Origin of the sequence: Pararhizobium sp. LjRoot235, from assembly GCF_964254145.1 — a bacterium.
Lineage (GTDB): Bacteria > Pseudomonadota > Alphaproteobacteria > Rhizobiales > Rhizobiaceae > Pararhizobium.
Genome location: NZ_CAXUSP020000002.1, coordinates 152,427 through 170,251, shown reverse-complemented (window position 1 = coordinate 170,251; position 17,825 = coordinate 152,427). Strand labels below are relative to the sequence as shown.

16 protein-coding genes and 1 pseudogene are annotated in these 17,825 nt (G+C 60.3%); 13 read left to right on the top strand and 4 right to left on the bottom strand.

The features are described from left to right. Positions 1–137: 137 nt before the first annotated feature. Positions 138–503: a phosphoglycerate kinase gene (locus ACSQ2Z_RS21450; RefSeq protein WP_436083287.1), complete on the bottom strand. Its 366-nt coding sequence runs from the start codon at positions 501–503 to the stop codon at positions 138–140. 270 nt (positions 504–773) lie between these two features. On the opposite strand from ACSQ2Z_RS21450, the gene ACSQ2Z_RS21445 reads away from it, so the two are divergent. Beyond that, on the top strand, positions 774–2,093 hold the full coding sequence (locus ACSQ2Z_RS21445; protein WP_436084115.1) for an ATP-binding protein: 1,320 nt from the start codon (positions 774–776) through the stop codon (positions 2,091–2,093). Then, complete coding sequence (locus tag ACSQ2Z_RS21440) at positions 2,090–2,404, top strand: citrate lyase subunit alpha (RefSeq protein WP_436084114.1); 315 nt, start codon at positions 2,090–2,092, stop codon at positions 2,402–2,404. Before ACSQ2Z_RS21445 ends, ACSQ2Z_RS21440 begins: the two co-directional genes overlap by 4 nt. A 256-nt stretch (positions 2,405–2,660) precedes the next feature. Here ACSQ2Z_RS21440 and ACSQ2Z_RS21435 read toward each other — a convergent pair whose 3' ends face one another. Next, positions 2,661–3,365: a transcriptional regulator NanR gene (locus ACSQ2Z_RS21435; protein WP_436084113.1), complete on the bottom strand. Its 705-nt coding sequence runs from the start codon at positions 3,363–3,365 to the stop codon at positions 2,661–2,663. Positions 3,366–3,561: 196 nt separating this feature from the next. Here ACSQ2Z_RS21435 and oiaX point away from each other — a divergent pair, with 196 nt between their 5' ends. From oiaX to apnL, 11 genes are all read left to right on the top strand, one after another. Further along, entirely contained in the window at positions 3,562–4,818 is a 1,257-nt protein-coding gene (oiaX, locus tag ACSQ2Z_RS21430) for a 3-oxo-isoapionate-4-phosphate decarboxylase OiaX (RefSeq protein ID WP_436083286.1), read from the top strand. 5 nt (positions 4,819–4,823) lie between these two features. Further along, on the top strand, positions 4,824–6,164 hold the full coding sequence (locus ACSQ2Z_RS21425) for a four-carbon acid sugar kinase family protein (RefSeq protein WP_436083285.1): 1,341 nt from the start codon (positions 4,824–4,826) through the stop codon (positions 6,162–6,164). Between the two features lie 19 nt (positions 6,165–6,183). Beyond that, entirely contained in the window at positions 6,184–6,945 is a 762-nt protein-coding gene (locus ACSQ2Z_RS21420) for a triose-phosphate isomerase (RefSeq protein WP_436083284.1), read from the top strand. Between the two features lie 30 nt (positions 6,946–6,975). Further along, the gene (gene derI, locus ACSQ2Z_RS21415) at positions 6,976–7,413 is read left to right on the top strand and encodes a D-erythrulose-4-phosphate isomerase (protein WP_436083283.1); all 438 of its coding nucleotides are present in this window, start codon (positions 6,976–6,978) and stop codon (positions 7,411–7,413) included. Positions 7,414–7,613: 200 nt separating this feature from the next. After that, positions 7,614–8,441 carry a phosphogluconate dehydrogenase C-terminal domain-containing protein gene (locus ACSQ2Z_RS21410; RefSeq protein ID WP_436083282.1) on the top strand — a complete coding sequence of 276 codons (828 nt, stop codon included), beginning with the start codon at positions 7,614–7,616 and terminating at the stop codon, positions 8,439–8,441. A gap of 78 nt (positions 8,442–8,519) precedes the next feature. Continuing rightward, complete coding sequence (locus ACSQ2Z_RS21405; protein ID WP_436083281.1) at positions 8,520–9,461, top strand: D-ribose ABC transporter substrate-binding protein; 942 nt, start codon at positions 8,520–8,522, stop codon at positions 9,459–9,461. A gap of 73 nt (positions 9,462–9,534) precedes the next feature. Then, positions 9,535–10,179, top strand: a complete 645-nt coding sequence (locus ACSQ2Z_RS21400; RefSeq protein WP_436083280.1) for a DUF2291 family protein — start codon at positions 9,535–9,537, stop codon at positions 10,177–10,179. Between the two features lies 1 nt (position 10,180). Next, positions 10,181–11,737 (top strand): sugar ABC transporter ATP-binding protein, encoded by a 1,557-nt coding sequence (locus tag ACSQ2Z_RS21395; RefSeq protein ID WP_436083279.1) that lies wholly within the window; start codon positions 10,181–10,183, stop codon positions 11,735–11,737. Further along, a complete protein-coding gene (locus tag ACSQ2Z_RS21390; RefSeq protein WP_436083278.1) occupies positions 11,737–12,801 on the top strand; it encodes an ABC transporter permease in 1,065 nt (354 codons plus the stop codon). Before ACSQ2Z_RS21395 ends, ACSQ2Z_RS21390 begins: the two co-directional genes overlap by 1 nt. A gap of 4 nt (positions 12,802–12,805) precedes the next feature. Continuing rightward, a complete protein-coding gene (locus ACSQ2Z_RS21385; RefSeq protein ID WP_436083277.1) occupies positions 12,806–13,840 on the top strand; it encodes a Gfo/Idh/MocA family protein in 1,035 nt (344 codons plus the stop codon). Beyond that, the gene (gene apnL, locus ACSQ2Z_RS21380; protein ID WP_436083276.1) at positions 13,837–15,783 is read left to right on the top strand and encodes a D-apionate lactonase; all 1,947 of its coding nucleotides are present in this window, start codon (positions 13,837–13,839) and stop codon (positions 15,781–15,783) included. The genes ACSQ2Z_RS21385 and apnL overlap by 4 nt, the downstream gene beginning before the upstream one ends. A 749-nt stretch (positions 15,784–16,532) precedes the next feature. On the opposite strand, the gene ACSQ2Z_RS21375 is transcribed toward apnL, so the two are convergent. Both ACSQ2Z_RS21375 and ACSQ2Z_RS21370 read right to left on the bottom strand, forming a co-directional pair. Then, on the bottom strand, positions 16,533–16,754 hold the full coding sequence (locus ACSQ2Z_RS21375) for a hypothetical protein (RefSeq protein WP_436083275.1): 222 nt from the start codon (positions 16,752–16,754) through the stop codon (positions 16,533–16,535). 104 nt (positions 16,755–16,858) lie between these two features. Beyond that, positions 16,859–17,746 (bottom strand): annotated as a pseudogene (locus ACSQ2Z_RS21370) (LysR family transcriptional regulator); the annotation flags it as partial. Between the last annotated feature and the right edge of the window lie 79 nt (positions 17,747–17,825).

Below are 17,825 nucleotides of genomic sequence, written 5' to 3'. Positions count from 1 at the left end.
AATTCACCAGCTCCTGACGGTCGCCAGAATTTTCTTGCCTGAAGAATACAATTCAGGTGGACGGGCCAATTCCGGCGGAGGGGTGTGGTCTGGGCCGGCGAGATCCGCGACCCAGATTGTGTTTGGAGCGAGCGGCGTCACCACCACGATGTGTAGAAGACCGTCAATCCGGCGGCGACGGCTTCGCGGGCCTTGACGACGAATTGCAGGTCGTCCTCGATCTCGGAACCGTCGCTGATGCCGAAGAAGAAGCCTTCCGTTTCGGGAAGCGCGTTGGCGCGGATTGCGGCCTCCAGGCGATCAATGTCTTCGGGCGTGACCTGAAGGTTGGCGCAGTTGAAGCGATCATCGGCTCCGCCCTTCTCGCGGTAGAGGCGCTCCATCCAGCCATGCAGGTTCGGATGCTTGCGCCAGTAGTGGAGTTCCGTCGCATCCTTTCCGTCGAAATCTACCGGTGATGCCGGTTGGCTGCGAAGTGTGCAGGCGTACATATCGAGTCCCATGTTTCTTTCCTTTCGTTCGATGTTGTCTGTCCCGAAGGACGCGGAACGAAAGGCCGGACGGCGAAGGCTGCCGCCGTCATGGGTCAACACGGCCCCGCCATCGGCGGGGGTGGTGCGGGCAGTCCCTTGACGGCAAGGCGCCGTCTGGCAGGACCGCGAAACCTCACCGAGGGACAGGCAACCGAAAGGAAAAACCGGGACCGATTGCCCGCTGTTTCGGCAGCGCCGGCTCGGCGATGATGCGCGAAGGATTGCGGAGCTGCACAATCGATCGCAAGCAGTGCTCGGCGGTCGATCGGGCGAGGCGCCGGCAGGCCAGGCGGCTTCGAGCCTCTCGTTGACCTTACGAGCAAGCACTCGAACCGACCTTCACCATGGAGCTCGCAACGCTTAGGCAGGCAGATTGTTCATAGTCGAGTTCCGAACGCGCGCGAGATTGGTGAGTATGTTTCCGCCCTCGCGAATTCAGCCATGCTGGCTCGCAGAGACCGTGCTTTCCTGGTATTTGGCGTGGAGGACCGCACGAAAAAACGCGTGGGGACCGAACGCTTGCAACATCTAAAGCAAGGAAACGAGGATTTCACGAATTGGCTGAGCCGGATGATCGAGCCGCGCGTCCTCGTCGAGGTTCTGGATTTCGTATGCGATGACCTTGCCTACTCCCTGATTGCCATCGAGCCGTCTTACGAGCGGCCCGTAAAGTTCAGCGGTATCGAATTCGTCCGGATCGGCGAAAACAAGAAAAAGCTCGCCGAGTTTCCCGAGCATGAGCGGGCCCTCTGGATAGCGACCGGAAGACGCCGCTTCGAAACGGCTGTTGCCACATCCAACGTGACCACGGAAGACATCTTCGCCCTGCTGGATCCGGATCCTATGTTCGATTTGACCGGCGAGCCAAGGCCCAAGAGCCAGGAAGAGGTGATCCGCAAGATGGCGGACCGAGGGTTTGTCCTGGATAATCTTGAAGGCCGGTTCGACATTACCAACCTTGGTGCGATCATGCTGGCCCGCGATGTCGCGGCTTTTCCGTCCATCGCTGGGAAAGCCGTTCGCATCGTCAAATATGCCGGCCGCGACAAATCTCGATCCGACTTCGAACAGGAAGGTAAGAAGGGCTACGCGGTCGGCTTTACCGGCATGATGAAATTCCTAATGGAACGCCTGCCCAAGGACGAACGCTATATCGACGGAGTGCGACGCATGGTTCCGCACTTCCCGGAAACAGCCATCCGGGAAATGATTGCCAACGCACTCATCCACCAGGATTTCATGGCGACCGGCGTCGGTCCCGTGGTCGAGATCTATGATAACCGGATCGAGGTCAGCAATCCGGGTAACTCTCTGATCAGTACTGACCGGATACTCGACGAACGCCGCTCCCGAAACGAAAAACTGGCAGCGACGATGCGTTCATTCGGCCTCTGCGAGGAACGCGGTGGCGGGCTCGACAAGACGCTGATCGAGATTGAAGCGGAGCATCTGCCTGCCCCGGATTTCATCTCGTCCGAAAACTCAATGGGTGTCGTGCTGTTCGCGCCCAAAAGCTTCAGTCAGATGTCGAAGGCAGAGAAGATGCTGGAGCAAAACTGACGATCGTCACTTCGCGGCTGAGAGCCGGCGGTCACCCAAAGATGGTGGATAGCGTTCTCTGCTGCGTCACTCCCGGACAAGACGTTGATGTCGTCGTGACAGAAGTCGGGATCGCCGTGAACCCGAGACGCGGGGATTTGCTCGAACGTTTCCGGCAAAGTGCTATTCCTGTTCGACCAATCGAAGAATTGGTCGCGCTCGCTAGCACCGGTACCACGCCAATCTCCCTTCACAGAACTGATCATGTTGTTGCACTCGTCGAATACAGGGACGGCAGCGGAATCGATTCGATACCGAGATATTCGAGCTGATACCGAAATGAGCGAGAGCTTTTCGGTGTATACCCCGTACTATGACCCTAATCGATCAGGGAACACCGGTAGTACACGGGGACCGGCTGGTTTCATTCCCCTTTAGTCTTAAAGGGAAGCCCATCCCATCGACCGTAGCTCCGGAACACCCGTCATGTTCGGTGACGACCAGCCGATGCGGCGGACTGGGGAGTATGGAGTTGCGATAGATCGTGTAAAAAGCGTCGGCCATTGGAGGCAAATACAGCCTCCACGGCTACTTCATATACAGCGCGCTTGATCTCTCAAGGTGCACCAACATTGCGACTTCGGCCCCATCGGCATCCGCTGCTGCCAGTCGATCTACTATCTTCTCGTGTTCAACAAGCGTGAACTTTTCCTTGCCGGTCCAAATGAGCATGTCGGTGTGATATTCCTTGAGCCAGGCTAACATCGCCTCGCTGACTGCAACGAAGATCGGATTGCCCGAGATCCGGGCGATGCGGGTGTGAAATTGCATATCGGCGGAAATGAATTCTTCGGCTTTTCCCAACGATCGCCGCTGCCGTTCGAGGATTTCCCGCAGTTCTTCGACATCCCGTTCCGTGGCTTTTGCCGCTGCTTCGCGCGCCATCCCCCGCTCGAAAAAAATACGCGCGTTTTTCAGGTGTTCCAGCGAGTCAGATGATCGCGACAACATGATCTTTGCGGTTGAATTGACCTGCCGGAAGATGGACTGCGCGGTCAACTCCAAGACCTTCGCTCGCTCGCCGTGCGAAATCGCCACTAGGCCCATGTTCGCCAGCGACTGCATCGCTTCGCGTATCGCCGGGCGCCCCACGCCAAAGCGCTCCATGAGGACACGTTCCGACGGCATATCGTCGCCCGGCTTTAACTCGCCCGATGTAATCATCCGCTCAAGACGGTCAAACACTTCATCGGAGAGTTTGCGCCTCACGATCTGCTCTACTGGCTGGCTCATGCTCACTCGCTGGATCAAGGTCTCCCTCCTTATGTACCTGAGCGAACTGGCAAGGAAAGATCAAGTCGCCGTTTTGAGCCGAAAACTTTCCAAGGACCAGCCTAAACATCTTGCGCAAATTGGAATACTCATTATACCAGGTCATGAGGTGATGTCACCAATAAACATGTTGGCGAGAAGGAGCAACGGGCAATTCATGATGATCACCCTCACCTACCGCATTGAAACGCCCGGCAGCGTCGAGGCCATGGCGGAAAAAATCGCCAGCGACCAATCGACAGGCACATTCGTACCGGTTCCAGGTGAGACGCAGGAGCTAAAGGCGCGCGTCGCCGCTCATGTGCTCGCCATTCGCCCCCTTCCCGATGCGCCGTCTCCAAGCTGGCCGGAAGCGCCGGCGGGGCACGGCGTCATCCACCGCGCCGACACCGATATCGCCTTCCCGCTTGATGTTATCGGCACCGATCTCTCTGCCTTGATGACCATTGCTGTCGGCGGAATCTTTTCCATTCGCGGCCTGACCGGCCTGAGGGTTGTGGATCTCAAGCTGCCGGAGGCATATCGCGGCGTCTATCCCGGCCCACAGTTCGGTCTTGCCGGGAGCCGGAGGCTCACCGGCGTCTACGACCGCCCGATCATCGGTACCATCGTCAAACCGGCGCTTGGCCTGCGCCCGCAGGAAACCGCGGAACTCGTCGGGAAACTCATCCAGTCCGGAGTCGATTTCGTAAAGGACGACGAGAAACTGATGAGTCCGGTCTATTCTCCGCTCGAGCAACGCGTTGCCGCCATCATGCCCAAGATCCTCGACCATGAGCAGAAGACCGGCAAGAAGGTGATGTATGCGTTCGGCATCTCCCACACTGATCCGGATGAGATGATGCGAAACCACGACCTCGTTCTGAAGGCGGGTGGCAACTGCGCCGTCGTCAACATCAACTCCATCGGCATGGGCGCCATGGCATTTTTGCGCAAACGCTCTGGCCTCGTGTTGCACGCTCATCGCAACGGCTGGGACGTGCTGACGCGCCATCCCGGCATTGGTTTCGATTTCAAGGTCTGGCAGCAGTTCTGGCGTCTGCTCGGCGTCGACCAATTCCAGATCAATGGCATCGGCGTCAAATACTGGGAACCGGACGAGAGCTTCGTCGAATCCTTCAAGGCTGTCACTACGCCGCTGTTCGACGCGTCCGACTGCGCGCTCCCCATTGCAGGCTCCGGTCAATGGGGCGGTCAGGCGCCCGAAACCTACCGCCGCACCGGCCGCACGACCGATCTTCTCTATCTGTGCGGTGGCGGCATCGTCAGTCATCCAGGTGGCCCCGCCGCCGGTGTGCATGCCGTGCAGCAGGCCTGGCAAGCAGCCGCTGCGGACATCCCGCTCGAAACCTATGCCGAGGACCATCCCGAGTTGGCGGCGTCGCTCAAGAAATTCGGCGGCAAGGGCGAGTGAGATCCATGACGACACACGATCTGCTCCTGTCCTATTATGGCGACGACCTCACCGGCTCCACCGATGTGATGGAAGCGCTCGCCTCCAACGGCGTGGACACCGTCCTGTTCATGGACATACCGGATGAAGGCCTTCTGCAGCGCTTCAGCCATTGCCGCGCGATCGGTCTTGCCGGCACGAGCCGCAGTGAAACCCCGGCCTGGATGGATGAACACCTCACGCTCGCCCTGGTATGGTTGAAAAGCCTGAATGCCGCCATCTGCCACTACAAGGTTTGCTCGACCTTCGACTCGAGCCCGCAGATCGGCAATATCGGCAAGGCGCTCGAGATCGGAAAGAAACTGTTCGATCAGGCCTATGTTCCTCTCGTCGTCGGCGCGCCGCAGCTGAAACGCTATACAGCCTTTGGCCACCTCTTCGCTGCCTATCAGGGCGAGGTCTATCGCATCGACCGTCACCCCGTGATGAGCCGCCACCCTGTAACCCCCATGGCCGAGGCGGACCTGCGCCTGCACCTCAAGGAACAGACGGCGCTTGAGGCAAGGCTTGCCGATCTCGCGATGCTGGCCGCCACAGGCGCCGATGACAAGATCGATGCCCTCTGCAAACGCGCAGACGGCATGGTACTCTTCGACGTCGATAGCACCGAAAGCCAGATCAATGCCGGTCGCCAGATCTGGCGGTTGAAGCCCGGCAACGGCTGGTTCGTCTCTGGTTCCTCGGGCGTGGAATACGCGCTCCTTACCGCCTGGTCGCAAGCCGGGCTGACCTCGGGACCCACGGCGTTTCCTCTCCCCGGTAGGGCTCATCGCATCGCGGTCGTTTCCGGCAGCGTCTCGCCCACCACAGAGCGCCAGATCCGCCACGCCACCGAAAACGGCTTTGCCGGCATCAATCTCGACCCGATCGAACTGCTCGGCGAGAACGGCAACGCTGCGCTGGAACGTGCCGTCGCCTCGGGCATCGAATGTCTGCAACAGGGCAGCAGCGTCATCCTCAACACTGCACTCGGCCCATCCGCCGACCGTGGCAGCGATATCGACAGGATTGCCGGTAGCCGCCATCGCCTCGGCCGCATGCTCGGCAAAATCCTGCGTCGCCTCACTGAGGAACAGCACCTGAAACGCGCCGTCATCGCTGGCGGCGACACGTCAAGCCATGCGCTGCGGGAGTTGAACATAGAGGCGTTGACGACCCTGCTACCTCTGCCCCAGACGCCCGGTTCCCCCCTCTGTACAGCCCATGGCACGCACGCCGCGACGAACGGTCTGCAGATCGCCCTGAAGGGCGGCCAGGTGGGTTCGGATGCCTATTTCTCGCAGATCCGGGACGGCGTGCAGGTGTAAATCGAGGGAGAATGAAACGATGACGTTCTGGGTAGGGACGAGCTTCAAGATGAACAAGCTGCTCGCGGAGGCTCTCGCCTTTGCGAATGCTCTTGTCGAATCGGACGGCGCGCGCGATGCGCGCATTCAGCGTTTTGTCATCCCGCCGTTCACCGCCGCGCGTGAGGTCAAGGCCGCGCTGACCGGTACCTCGGTAAAGATTGGAGCCCAGAACATGCACTGGGACGATGCCGGCGCCTGGACCGGCGAGATCTCTGCGCCGATGCTGGTCGATTGCGGCCTCGATCTGGTCGAACTCGGCCATAGCGAGCGCCGAGAATTCTTCGGCGAGACGGACGAGACCGTTGGATTGAAGGTCGAGAGCGCCGTGCATCATGCTTTGATTCCGCTGATCTGCATCGGCGAGACGCTTGTGGAGCGCGAGAGCGGGCGGGCGGATGCGGTGCTGAAGGCGCAGGTCGAAGGTGCGCTTGGGCGGCTTCAAGGCGAGGCTAAGAATGCTGACATCCTGATCGCCTACGAGCCAGTCTGGGCGATCGGCGTCAAGGGCATTCCGGCATCCTCGGACTATGCCGATGCGCGCCATGCGAAGATCTCCGCAGCCGCGCAAGCCGTGCTCGGGCGAAAAATCCCGGTGCTCTATGGCGGTAGCGTCAATCCAGACAATTGCGTGGAGTTCGCCGCCTGCGCCCATATCGACGGGCTGTTCATCGGCCGCTCGGCCTGGGCGGTTTCCGGCTATCTCGACATTCTCGGCCGCGTCTCCAAGGCGCTCCCTTGAACCAGGCTACGACAAACGGAAGGACACCCCATGAATATCGCCATCGGAGCAGACAGCGCGGGCAAGCCGCTGCTCGACGTCATAGCCGCCCATCTGGCCACCCGGCCGCACCTAAAGGTCAGCGACCTCAGCCAATCCGGCTACTATGCCGACCTGTCGCTGGCGCTGGCGCAGACCATCATCGATGGTCAGAACGAGCGCGGTATCCTGATCTGCGGCACGGGCATCGGCGTGGCGATTTCGGCTAACAAGGTGCCCGGCATCCGCGCCGCTCTGACCCACGACACCTATTCGGCTGAACGCGCGGCAAAGTCTAACAACGCGCAGATCATCACCATGGGTGCCCGCGTCATCGGCCCGGAACTTGCCAAGAGGATCGTCGACAAATGGCTGGAATCCGACTTCGACCCCAACGGCGCGTCCGCCGGAAATGTTGAGGCCATCAACAGGCTGGACGAGGTGAAGTAACCGAGAGCTTCAGAACGCAAGCGCATATTCCCACGCGGAGCACAAACATCATGGTTCAAGGCCTGCGCTGCATGGCTGCGAATGGATTTTGCATCTTCGGTCTTACGCAAAGCTGAAAAATCCGTCGACTCTCTGATATACTGATTGACTCATTATACCAGCTGCATATAGTCATCGCAAACAGACCTAAGCGAGGAAACATGACTTCAATTGCTCTCTTCGGCGCCGGCGGCAAAATGGGCTACCGGCTGGCCAAGAACCTAAAAGGCTCGCGCTTTGACGTACGCCACATCGAAGTCAGCGATGCGAGCCAGGCGCGGCTGAAAAACGATCTCGAGATCTCCTGCGTGCCGGCCAATGCCGGGCTGGATGGCGCCGACGTCGTCATTCTCGCCGTTCCGGATACGGCAATCGGCAAGGTCGCGGCCGGTATCGTCGACAAGCTCGCCGCCGGTACCATGGTTGTGGCTCTCGACGCGGCCGCCCCCTTTGCCGGCCACCTACCGGTGCGGGCCGATCTCACCTATTTCGTCACCCATCCCTGCCATCCGCCCATCTTCAACGACGAAACGGACATGGCCGCGAAGAGGGATCATTTCGGCGGCCTGTTTGCCAAGCAGCATATCGTTTCCGCCCTGATGCAGGGACCGGAAGAGGCCTACGGCCTCGGCGAAGAGATCGCCAAGGTCATCTGGTCGCCGGTCATGCGCTCGCATCGCGTTACTGTCGAGCAGATGGCGATGCTGGAGCCGGGCCTGTCGGAAACCGTCTGCGCCTCGCTGCTGGTCGTCATGAAGCAGGCCATGGACGAGTGTGTGAAACGCGGTGTGCCGGAGGAGGCCGCCCGTGATTTTCTGCTCGGCCACATGAACGTGCTCGGCGCCGTGATCTTCGGCGAAGTCCAGGGCGTGTTCTCCGATGCCTGCAACAAAGCCATTGAATTCGGCATCCCGGCGCTGATGCGCGACGACTGGAAAAAAGTCTTCGAACCACAGGAGATCGCCGAGAGCATTCGGCGCATCACCTGATCGCCGTCGGGCTCTAAGGCCTGACAATCATCGGCTCCGCCGGGAACGGGGCCGATCAATTCACTTGGGAGGATACACATGAAACTAACACGCAGACTAACCCTTGCTGCCTTTGCCGGCGCCCTTTCACTGGGCGTTGCCATGCCGGCCTTTGCCGCCGACCTCATCGCCATCATCACCCCCTCGCACGACAACCCGTTCTTCAAGGCGGAAGCGGTCGGCGCGGAAGCCAAGGCCAAGGAACTCGGCTACGAAACCTTGGTGCTCGTCCATGACGACGACGCCAACAAGCAGTCGCAGTTGATCGACACCGCCATTGGCCGCGGCGCCAAGGCCATCATCCTGGATAACGCAGGCTCCGAAGCCTCGATTGCCGCCGTCCAGAAGGCCAAGGACGCAGGCGTTCCCTCTTTCCTGATCGACCGCGAAATCAATGCCACCGGCGTTGCCGTCTCGCAGATCGTTTCCAACAACTATCAGGGCGCGCAGCTCGGTGCCGAAGAGTTCGTCAAGCTGATGGGCGAGGCCGGCAACTATGTCGAACTGCTCGGCCGCGAAGCCGATCTTAACGCCGGCATCCGCTCCAAGGGTTACCACGACATCGTCGACGAATATCCGGACATGAAGATGGTCGCCCAGCAGTCGGCCAACTGGAGCCAGACGGAAGGCTACTCCAAGATGGAGACCATCCTGCAGGCAAACCCGGATATCAAAGGCGTCATCTCCGGCAATGATACGATGGCCATGGGGGCGATCGCCGCTCTCCAGGCTGCCGGCCGCAAGGACGTAATCGTCGTCGGTTTCGACGGCTCCAACGACGTACGCGATAGCATCGCCGCAGGCGGCATCAAGGCGACTGTGCTGCAGCCGGCTTATGCGCAAGCGCAGATGGCTGTCGAACAGGCCGACGTCTTCATCAAGACGGATAAGGGACCGACCGAGGAAAAGCAGCTCATGGATTGCGTGCTGATCAACGGCGAGAATTCCGCCAAGCTCGAAACCTTCGCACTAACCAACTGATCCTCCCAAAGAATGCGCGCAGGGCGGACACTCTCCGCCCTGCGTATATTTCCATGTGCCGGAGCAGAATTCCATGCCGAACTTCGTGACAGCCGCCGCAATCACGCTCGCCATCGTGCTGGCGCTGCCCGGTTGCAAGATTATCAAGACGCCGACGGCCGAAGAGGCCGCAGAAGCTGCAAGCGGCGGGTTCAATCCCGATCGCCAGGTCGCGGAAGTATGGGAAGCAAAAGTCATCCCGTTCCTGGAAACGCGCGCCGGAACCTTTCAGGAGGTTTCCGCTCTGACCAAATCCGATCTCGATGCCGCCGCGGCAAAATACGGCCACAAGGAAAAGGACGGCACGGCCCCCTGGACATTTGCCGCGAAAGTCTCCGGCACGATCGTCAAGGCCGAAACGAAATCCCGTGCTGCCTACCTCGACACTGATGTCGATGGCGACGGCAAGGTGGATGTGCGCGTCCAGATCGGCCCGGTCATCAAGGGCACCGCGATCCGCGACAGCCTCGACTTCGTCAATTTCAACGAATTCAAGAACCAAATCCAGTGGGCTGAATTCGGCAAGGCCTTCAACATCCATGTCAACGGCTTGACGCTCGAAAAGCTACCGCGCGAAGGCTTCGAAGGCAAACACGTGGAGGCGCTCGGCGCCTATCCCCTGCCGTCCGCTGGCCAGCCGGCGTTGCTGACGCCCGCCACCATTACGATCGGCGGCTGACATGGCAGCCGAGATACACGAGACGATCCTAAAGCTCGACGACGTGACGAAAGTCTATTCGGGCATCGTCGCAGTCAAGCATGCGAGCCTCGAACTGAAGCGCGGCGCGGTCAATGTGCTCGTCGGCGAAAACGGCGCCGGCAAGTCGACGCTGATGCGCATAATCGCCGGCGTCGAGAAACCTTCTCTCGGCCGCATCCTGCTCGACGGCAAGGAGGTCGAATTCAACTCCCCGGCCGATGCGCAGAGGCATGGCATCGGCATGGTGTTCCAGGAATTGAACCTGTTCGGCAACCTCTCGGTCGCCGAAAACATCTTCGCCACCCGTGAGATCACCCGCGGCATTCGCGGCATCGACCACAAGGCTCAAGTTCAAAAGGCCAATCATTTCCTCGACAAGCTCGACGCTGGCATCAGCGCCGAAACCATGGTCGAGGACCTGCCGATCGGTCAACAGCAGCTTGTGGAAATCGCCAAGGCGATCTCCCTCGATACCCGTATCCTCATTCTCGACGAGCCGACCTCGGCATTGTCGGCCGCGGAAGTCGATATCCTCTTCAAGGTCATCGGCGAGTTGAAGGCGCAGGGCGTCGCCATTGTCTACATCTCGCACCGGCTGGAAGAGCTGATGCGCATCGGCGATTACATCACCGTGCTGCGCGACGGCCAGATCACCGGCCAGGCAATGGTTCGGGATATCGACACCAAATGGATCGTCCGCTCGATGATCGGTTCCGATGCCAAGGATTTTGCCAAATCCGTCGACCACAAGCTCGGCAGTGAAGCCTTCCGCGCCGAGAATATCTGCCTGCCGCGCAGGATGGGCGGTTTTGCGGTCGATCACCTGTCTATCTCCGTCAGGGCCGGCGAGGTTCTCGGCATCTACGGCCTGATGGGCGCCGGCCGTAGCGAGTTCTTCGAATGCGTCATCGGCCAGCATGCGCACTCCACCGGCCAGATCTTCGTCTCGGGCAAAGAGATCTTCGCTAAGGACACCTCCGCCCGTATCCGAAAAGGCCTTGCGCTCATCCCGGAAGACCGGCAGCGGGAAGGCCTCGTGCAGGTCTTGTCGATCGCTTCGAACCTCACTCTGGCAAGCCTCGAGAAATTCGTGAAATTCGGCTTCCACATTGCTGGGGACCGCGAGCAGGCGGCATTCAAGGAACAGGTCCGCAACCTCTCGATCAAGGCGCCGAATCCGGATTTCGACGTTACTTCGATGTCCGGCGGCAACCAGCAGAAGGTTGTCATCGGCAAGGCTCTGATGACCAACCCGAAGGTGCTGCTAATGGACGAGCCGAGCCGCGGCATCGATGTCGGCGCCAAGGCTGATGTCTTCCGCACCATGCGCAGGCTCGCTGGTGAAGGCCTCGCCATCCTGTTTTCGACTTCCGACCTCGACGAGGTCATGGCGCTCTCCGACCGCATCGCCGTGATGAGCAACGGCAAGGTAACGATGATCATTGACAGGGCGGACGCCACCGAAGAGCTCATCGTCAAGGCTGCGTCCGAGGGACACAAGTCGGCCGAACACAAAACCACTGGGGAAACTGCGTGATGATCACCGCAACTGCGACCGAAAAACCACCGGCAACCGATAGCGGCTCCATCCTTTTAACTCTGATGAAGCTCAGGACGTTCATCGCGCTCTTTGCAGTCATCGCCTTCTTCTCGATCTTCGCGCCGAACTTCCTGTCGACGGCCAATATCATCCTGATGTCGAAGCATGTGGCGCTGAATGCCTTCCTCGCCATGGGCATGACTTTCGTCATCATCACCGGTGGCATCGACCTTTCGGTCGGCTCGATCGTCGGCCTCTGCGGCATGGTCGCCGGCGGTCTGATCCTCAACGGCATCGATCTGCAGTTCGGCTATACGATGTATTTCAATGTCGTCGAGGTCTGCCTGATCACGCTCGCGGTTGGCGTTGTCATCGGCGCGGTGAACGGTCTCCTGATCACCAAGCTCAATGTCGCCCCCTTCATCGCTACGCTCGGCACGCTCTACGTCGCCCGTGGATTCGCCCTGCTCTCCTCGGACGGCCAGACGTTCCCGAACCTCGTCGGCAAGCCGGAGCTTGCAACGACCGGCTTCGGCTTCCTTGGTTCCGGCCGCATCATCGGTCTGCCGGTATCGATCTGGATCCTGATCGTCGTGGCGCTCGCCGCCGCCTATGTCGCGAAATACGTGCCGATCGGCCGTCAGATCTTCGCCGTCGGCGGCAACGAGCGCGCCGCCCGCATGTCCGGTATCCGTGTCGACCGGGTCAAGATGTTCGTCTACATGTTCTCCGGCTTCTGCGCCGCCATCGTCGGCATTGTCATTTCGTCGGAGCTGATGGCCTCGCATCCGGCCACGGGTAACTCCTTCGAGCTTAACGCCATTGCCGCAGCCGTCCTCGGTGGCACCTCGATGTCCGGCGGTCGCGGCACAATCGGTGGCACCATCATCGGCGCCTTCGTCATCGGTATTCTGTCAGACGGTCTGGTGATGATGGGGGTCTCCTCCTTCTGGCAGATGGTGATCAAGGGTATCGTCATCATCGTTGCGGTGGTGGTCGACCAGGCCCAGCGCCGCTTGCAGCAGCAGGTGACGTTGATGCAGCTGGCGAAGAGGGGGTGAGAAGATGATGGAACTGCGCGGCGCCCTGGTCGGTTGCGGCTTCTTCGCCGTCAACCAGATGCACGGCTGGAACGATGTCAAAGGCGTGTCCATCGTCGCCATCTGCGACCGCGACCCCGAGCGGCTGAAGCTCGTCGGCGACCAGTTCGGTGTCGAGCGGCGCTACACCGATGCAGCGCAGATGTTCGCCGATGGCGGTTTCGATTTCGTCGATATCGCTACCACGGTGAACAGTCATCGCACACTGGTGGAATTGGCCGCCTCCCAGAAGGTTCCTGCGATTTGCCAGAAGCCGTTTGCTCCGACGCTTGCCGACGCAAAAGCCATGGTCGCAGCCTGCGATATCGCGGGAATCCCCCTTATGATCCACGAGAATTTCCGCTGGCAGACCTCCATCCAGGCCGTCCGCAAGGCGCTGGATTCCGGCGCAATCGGCACGCCTTTCTGGGGCCGCTTCTCCTTCCGCTCCGGCTACGATGTTTTCTCCGGCCAGCCATACCTGGCGGAAGGCAAGCGCTTTATCATCGAGGACCTCGGCATCCATACGCTCGATATCGCCCGCTACATTCTCGGCGACGTGACGAGCCTGTCCGCGCGAACAAAGCGCGTTAATCCGAAAATCCGCGGCGAGGACGTGGCGACCATCCTGCTCGACCACGACAACGGCGCGACCTCCATTGTCGATGTCAGCTATGCAACCAGACAATCCGTCGAGCCCTTCCCCGAAACGCTGATCGAGCTCGACGGTACCCAGGGCTCGCTGCGCCTGTCGCAGGGCTACGAGCTGCAGGTCACCAATGCCGAGGGAACGACGAACACCGACGTCGCGCCAATCTTGCTGCCCTGGGCTTCGCGGCCGTGGCACAATATCCAGGAAAGCGTCTTTGCCATCCAGCAGCACTGGGCCGATTGCCTCCGCCGCCAAGAGGAAACGTGCACCTCCGGCGCCGACAATCTGAAGACCTTCGCCCTCGTCGAAGCCGCCTATGAAAGCGCCGCCTCCAAGGTGACCGTCGAGATCGGAACCTTGCTGAAATGAGCGACACGGCAACTGCCTTCCAGCTTTACGGAACCATGCAGGCCGAACCCGTCCCGCGTCTCCTGAGGGCCGGAAAACTGACGGCACAACTCGCTGGCGGCAATCTTCGTGCCATCGCCTACGACGGCGTCGAAGTCCTGCGCGCCATTTCCTACCTCGTGCGCGACAGTGATTGGGGCACCCATGATCCCGGTTTGTCGAACCTCGTGGTAGCGGAATCGGAGAACGGCTTCACTGTCTCTTACGGCGCCCGTTGCGATGGCCCGAACGGCGCCGTTCTCGACATAGCAGCAATGATCGAAGGACGTGCCGATGGCAAATTGACCTTCACAAGCGTGGCCCGCTCCCCCACAGGCTTCGAGACCAATCGCTGCGGCTTTTGCATCCTGCATCCCATCGTCGGCGTCGCCGGAGCGCCAGTCACCGTCGAGCATGTCAATGGCGAGATAGAGGACACGAAGTTGCCGGATCTCATCGAGCCCTGGCAACCCTTCGAGGACATGCGCGCTATAACCCACAATGCGCTTGCTGGTGTTAGCGTCGAATGCCGCATGGAGGGCGACACGTTCGAGATGGAAGACCAGCGCAACTGGTCGGACGCCTCCTACAAGACCTATGTCCGCCCGTTGGCCCTGCCCTGGCCCTACCGGATACCGCCCGACGAACCTATCGTCCAGCAAATCACCCTGACAATCATCGACCGCCGCGCCTCTTCGGGTGATCGCCCGGCATCCGCCGGGAACTCCGCCGTCATCCGGCTCACGCCCGGGACGGCGTCCGGCACGATGCCCGCCATCGGCCTGGTGATCACCCCAGAGGAAGCCAAAGCCAGTCTCGCTACCCTCGCGCGCCAGGATGGGCCAAAGGTTCAGGACCTGCTCTTTCACTTCGACCCCGCAGCCGGTCATGACGCCGCCGTGTTCAAGGGTTTTGCCGAGATTGCCGCCATCCACGGCGGCACGACAACGCTCGAATTCGCCGTCCCCTGCCAACGCCCGCTGGATGAGGAAATGCTGGAGATTGCCGCGTGGATGCGCGCCGCAGACTTCGCACCTAGTGCCATCATGGTCTGCCCCTCTGTCGATCGCCAATCGACTCCGCCCGGTAGCAAATGGCCGGATTGTCCACCGCTCGAGGAAGTCTACGCAGCCGCATTGAACGCGTTTCCCGGCATTCGCCTCGGCGGCGGCATGCTCTCCTATTTCACCGAACTCAACCGAAAGCGTGTTCCGGCCGGAAACCTCGGTTTCATCAGCCATTGTACCAGTCCCATCGTGCATGCGGCTGACGATCTGAGCGTCATGCAGACACTTGAAGCGCTGCCCTTCGTCACAAGGTCGGTCCGCGCCATCTACGGCGACAAGCCCTATCGTCTCGGACCCTCCACCATCGCCATGCGGCAAAACCCCTATGGCAGCCGCACGATGGACAACCCAAATAGTAGCCGCATCCCGATGGCCAACCGTGATCCCCGCCACACCGGCCTGTTCGCCGCCGCCTTCGCCACCGGTTACATCACTTCAGTGCTGGATGCAGATATCGAGACACTGACGCTATCAGCCCTCACCGGACCGTTCGGCGTCTTTGCCGAAAAAGGCGAGCCGATCGCCGAAGGCGGAAGACGACCACTCTTTCACATCGTGGCTGGCCTGGCGGAACTGGCAGGTCAGCAATGGCGTGCCGTCGTTGCCTCCCATCCGCAAAAAGTCATGTCTTTCAGAACGGAAACCGAAAAGGAGGCCACTCTGTGGATCGTCAATCTCAGCGATCAAGCACTAACGGTGGACATGAGCGAGTTGGTGGATCCAGCACGCGCTCAACTGGACGTGCTTGACGGGGACACAATGAGGAAAGCGACGAAATCCGGAGTGAAGTCAGTTGGAATCGTAAGGGCGCAACTAAGGCTTTCGCCTTTTGCCGTTGCCCTTGTACACACCTCGTGACATTTCCTTGAGCCATCTTTCGTAATTTCATCACGGACAACTTGACCGCGCCAGTGACTCGAGGGGACGGCATCTCGTCAGTGCTGACCGTGTGAGGGCGTCGCGTTCCGCAAGACGTTATCCCCTGAATCGGTGTCGGCAGCTCAGACCATGCTGCGGCCTTTGGAAGCGCCGCAACGAACGGCCTGACAGAAGACCGCACTCGATCACACGCACAAAAGGTCAGAAACTCTAGCAAAACGGGCGGCAACCACAGAAGTGCCAAACGACAAAAAGAGCATATCGGAGGACCGAGCATAGCGGTGGCACAGCCACGGTTCGGGAATTCGCGCATGCAATTTCGGTCCCCGGAGTAGCCGCAGGAGGTTCAGCATAGCGTCGCCGGCACGGCGGAGACCGGGACCGACTACCCCCGAAATTGCATTCCGTTCGAGCCTTTTCGCGGTAGGCAGTCGGAGAGGGTGCCGAAACCTGCCATGGCGAATGTCAGTATGGCAGCGGCCGCAGCGAATACCACGTCCGTTCCTCGGGGACTTGAGCTTTCATGGGCGCTTTGCCTTGTCGGCTTTCCCGGAGGCAGAATAGGCAATCGCAGTCCCCGTGCGCTGTTGCAACGAACTCAGCACGGACCCAACCGTTCCCGCCGTGACAGCGGGCACCCGTTTAGAACAGATAATCACGACGACCAATCGCCAAGGACGGTATGAGCTTCTTAACCAGTTGACTGCGGGAAGGCGGCTTCAAGCATTTTAGTTCATGAGCCTGCGAAACAGTCGCGCAAACCGGCGAAACTCGACCTCCTCACCCTCGAACCAGGCGTCCAGCCCACAGTAGGCGACCGCGGTGGCTGCATCGCTGCCATAAAGCGAGTGTGCCTGGTCGATGATGGCGTCATCGCCCGGATTGCCTTGGGTGGCGGGTTGCGGGCTTGTGGCCTGCGGTCTCTTGGACCGGACTCGATTGCGCGACATCATCGTCCCTGTTTCTGAAGTAATTTTTCAATGATCGCCAGCGGTGCGGACGTTTGGCCGCTGCGCTGGCTCGAAACGGTCACCGCGGCAGCGCTTGCAGGCTGTCTGGGCGGCCTGACGAGTGAGCGGGCAATGTCGATGATGTCGTCACGCGCGGCAGTCGGGTCCTCGGAGCTCCAGGCAACCCCCATGCCGATCCGAAAGTCGATGCCCCTCACCTTGCGAAGCTCGAAGTTCCGGTTTGGGAAATCCCTCGTCCATTGCGGCGCAAAGCCAATGCCAAGGCCGGCCGACACCAGCGAGATCAGCGCAAACGTGTCATCGCAGGTATAGGCGATGCTGCGCACCAGATCATGCTCGGCGAACATCTCGGCAGAGTATCGTTCGGTGTAGGACAGGTTCTGGCGCGAGAACGAGATGATCTTCTGGTCGCGCAAATCGTCGATGCCGATCTCGTCCAGACCGGCAAGCCGGCTGTCCTTGCCGATAGCCAGCATATACTCGTCGTTCGCCATCGAGAAGAAGCGCAAGGAGCCGATGTTCTCCACCGGCCGGATGAAGCCGAGGTTGATCTGGCCGGACTCGAGATTGCGAATGATGTCGCCGGTCGAGCCGCTCTGGATCTGCAGCTGGATATCGGGATACTTCCTTGCGATCTTCGACAGGAACGCCGGAAGCACGCCGATGGTGGCTGGATAGATGGTGCCGATCCTGATCTTCCTTGCCGTCTTGCCGGCGACTGAGCGGGTTACCTCGGCGCTGACATCGATGTCGCTGAGGATCCGCACGCATCGGTCATAGAAGGTCTTGCCGGCCACCGTCAGTTCGACGCGTCGCGTCGTCCGGACAAACAGCTGGACGCCGAGCTCGCGCTCCAGCGCCTGGATCTGCGTTGACAGCGCCGGCTGGGCAATATGCACCCGCATCGCTGCCCTGCCGAAGTGCAGCTCCTCGGCGACCGCGACAAAGTAGGTGAGTTGGCGCAGTTCCATGGTGCTCAGTCCCCCCGATCCTACGCGATCGATGCGAGGGGGCAAGACGTCTCTCGTCTGGCACGCTCAACAATTCCTA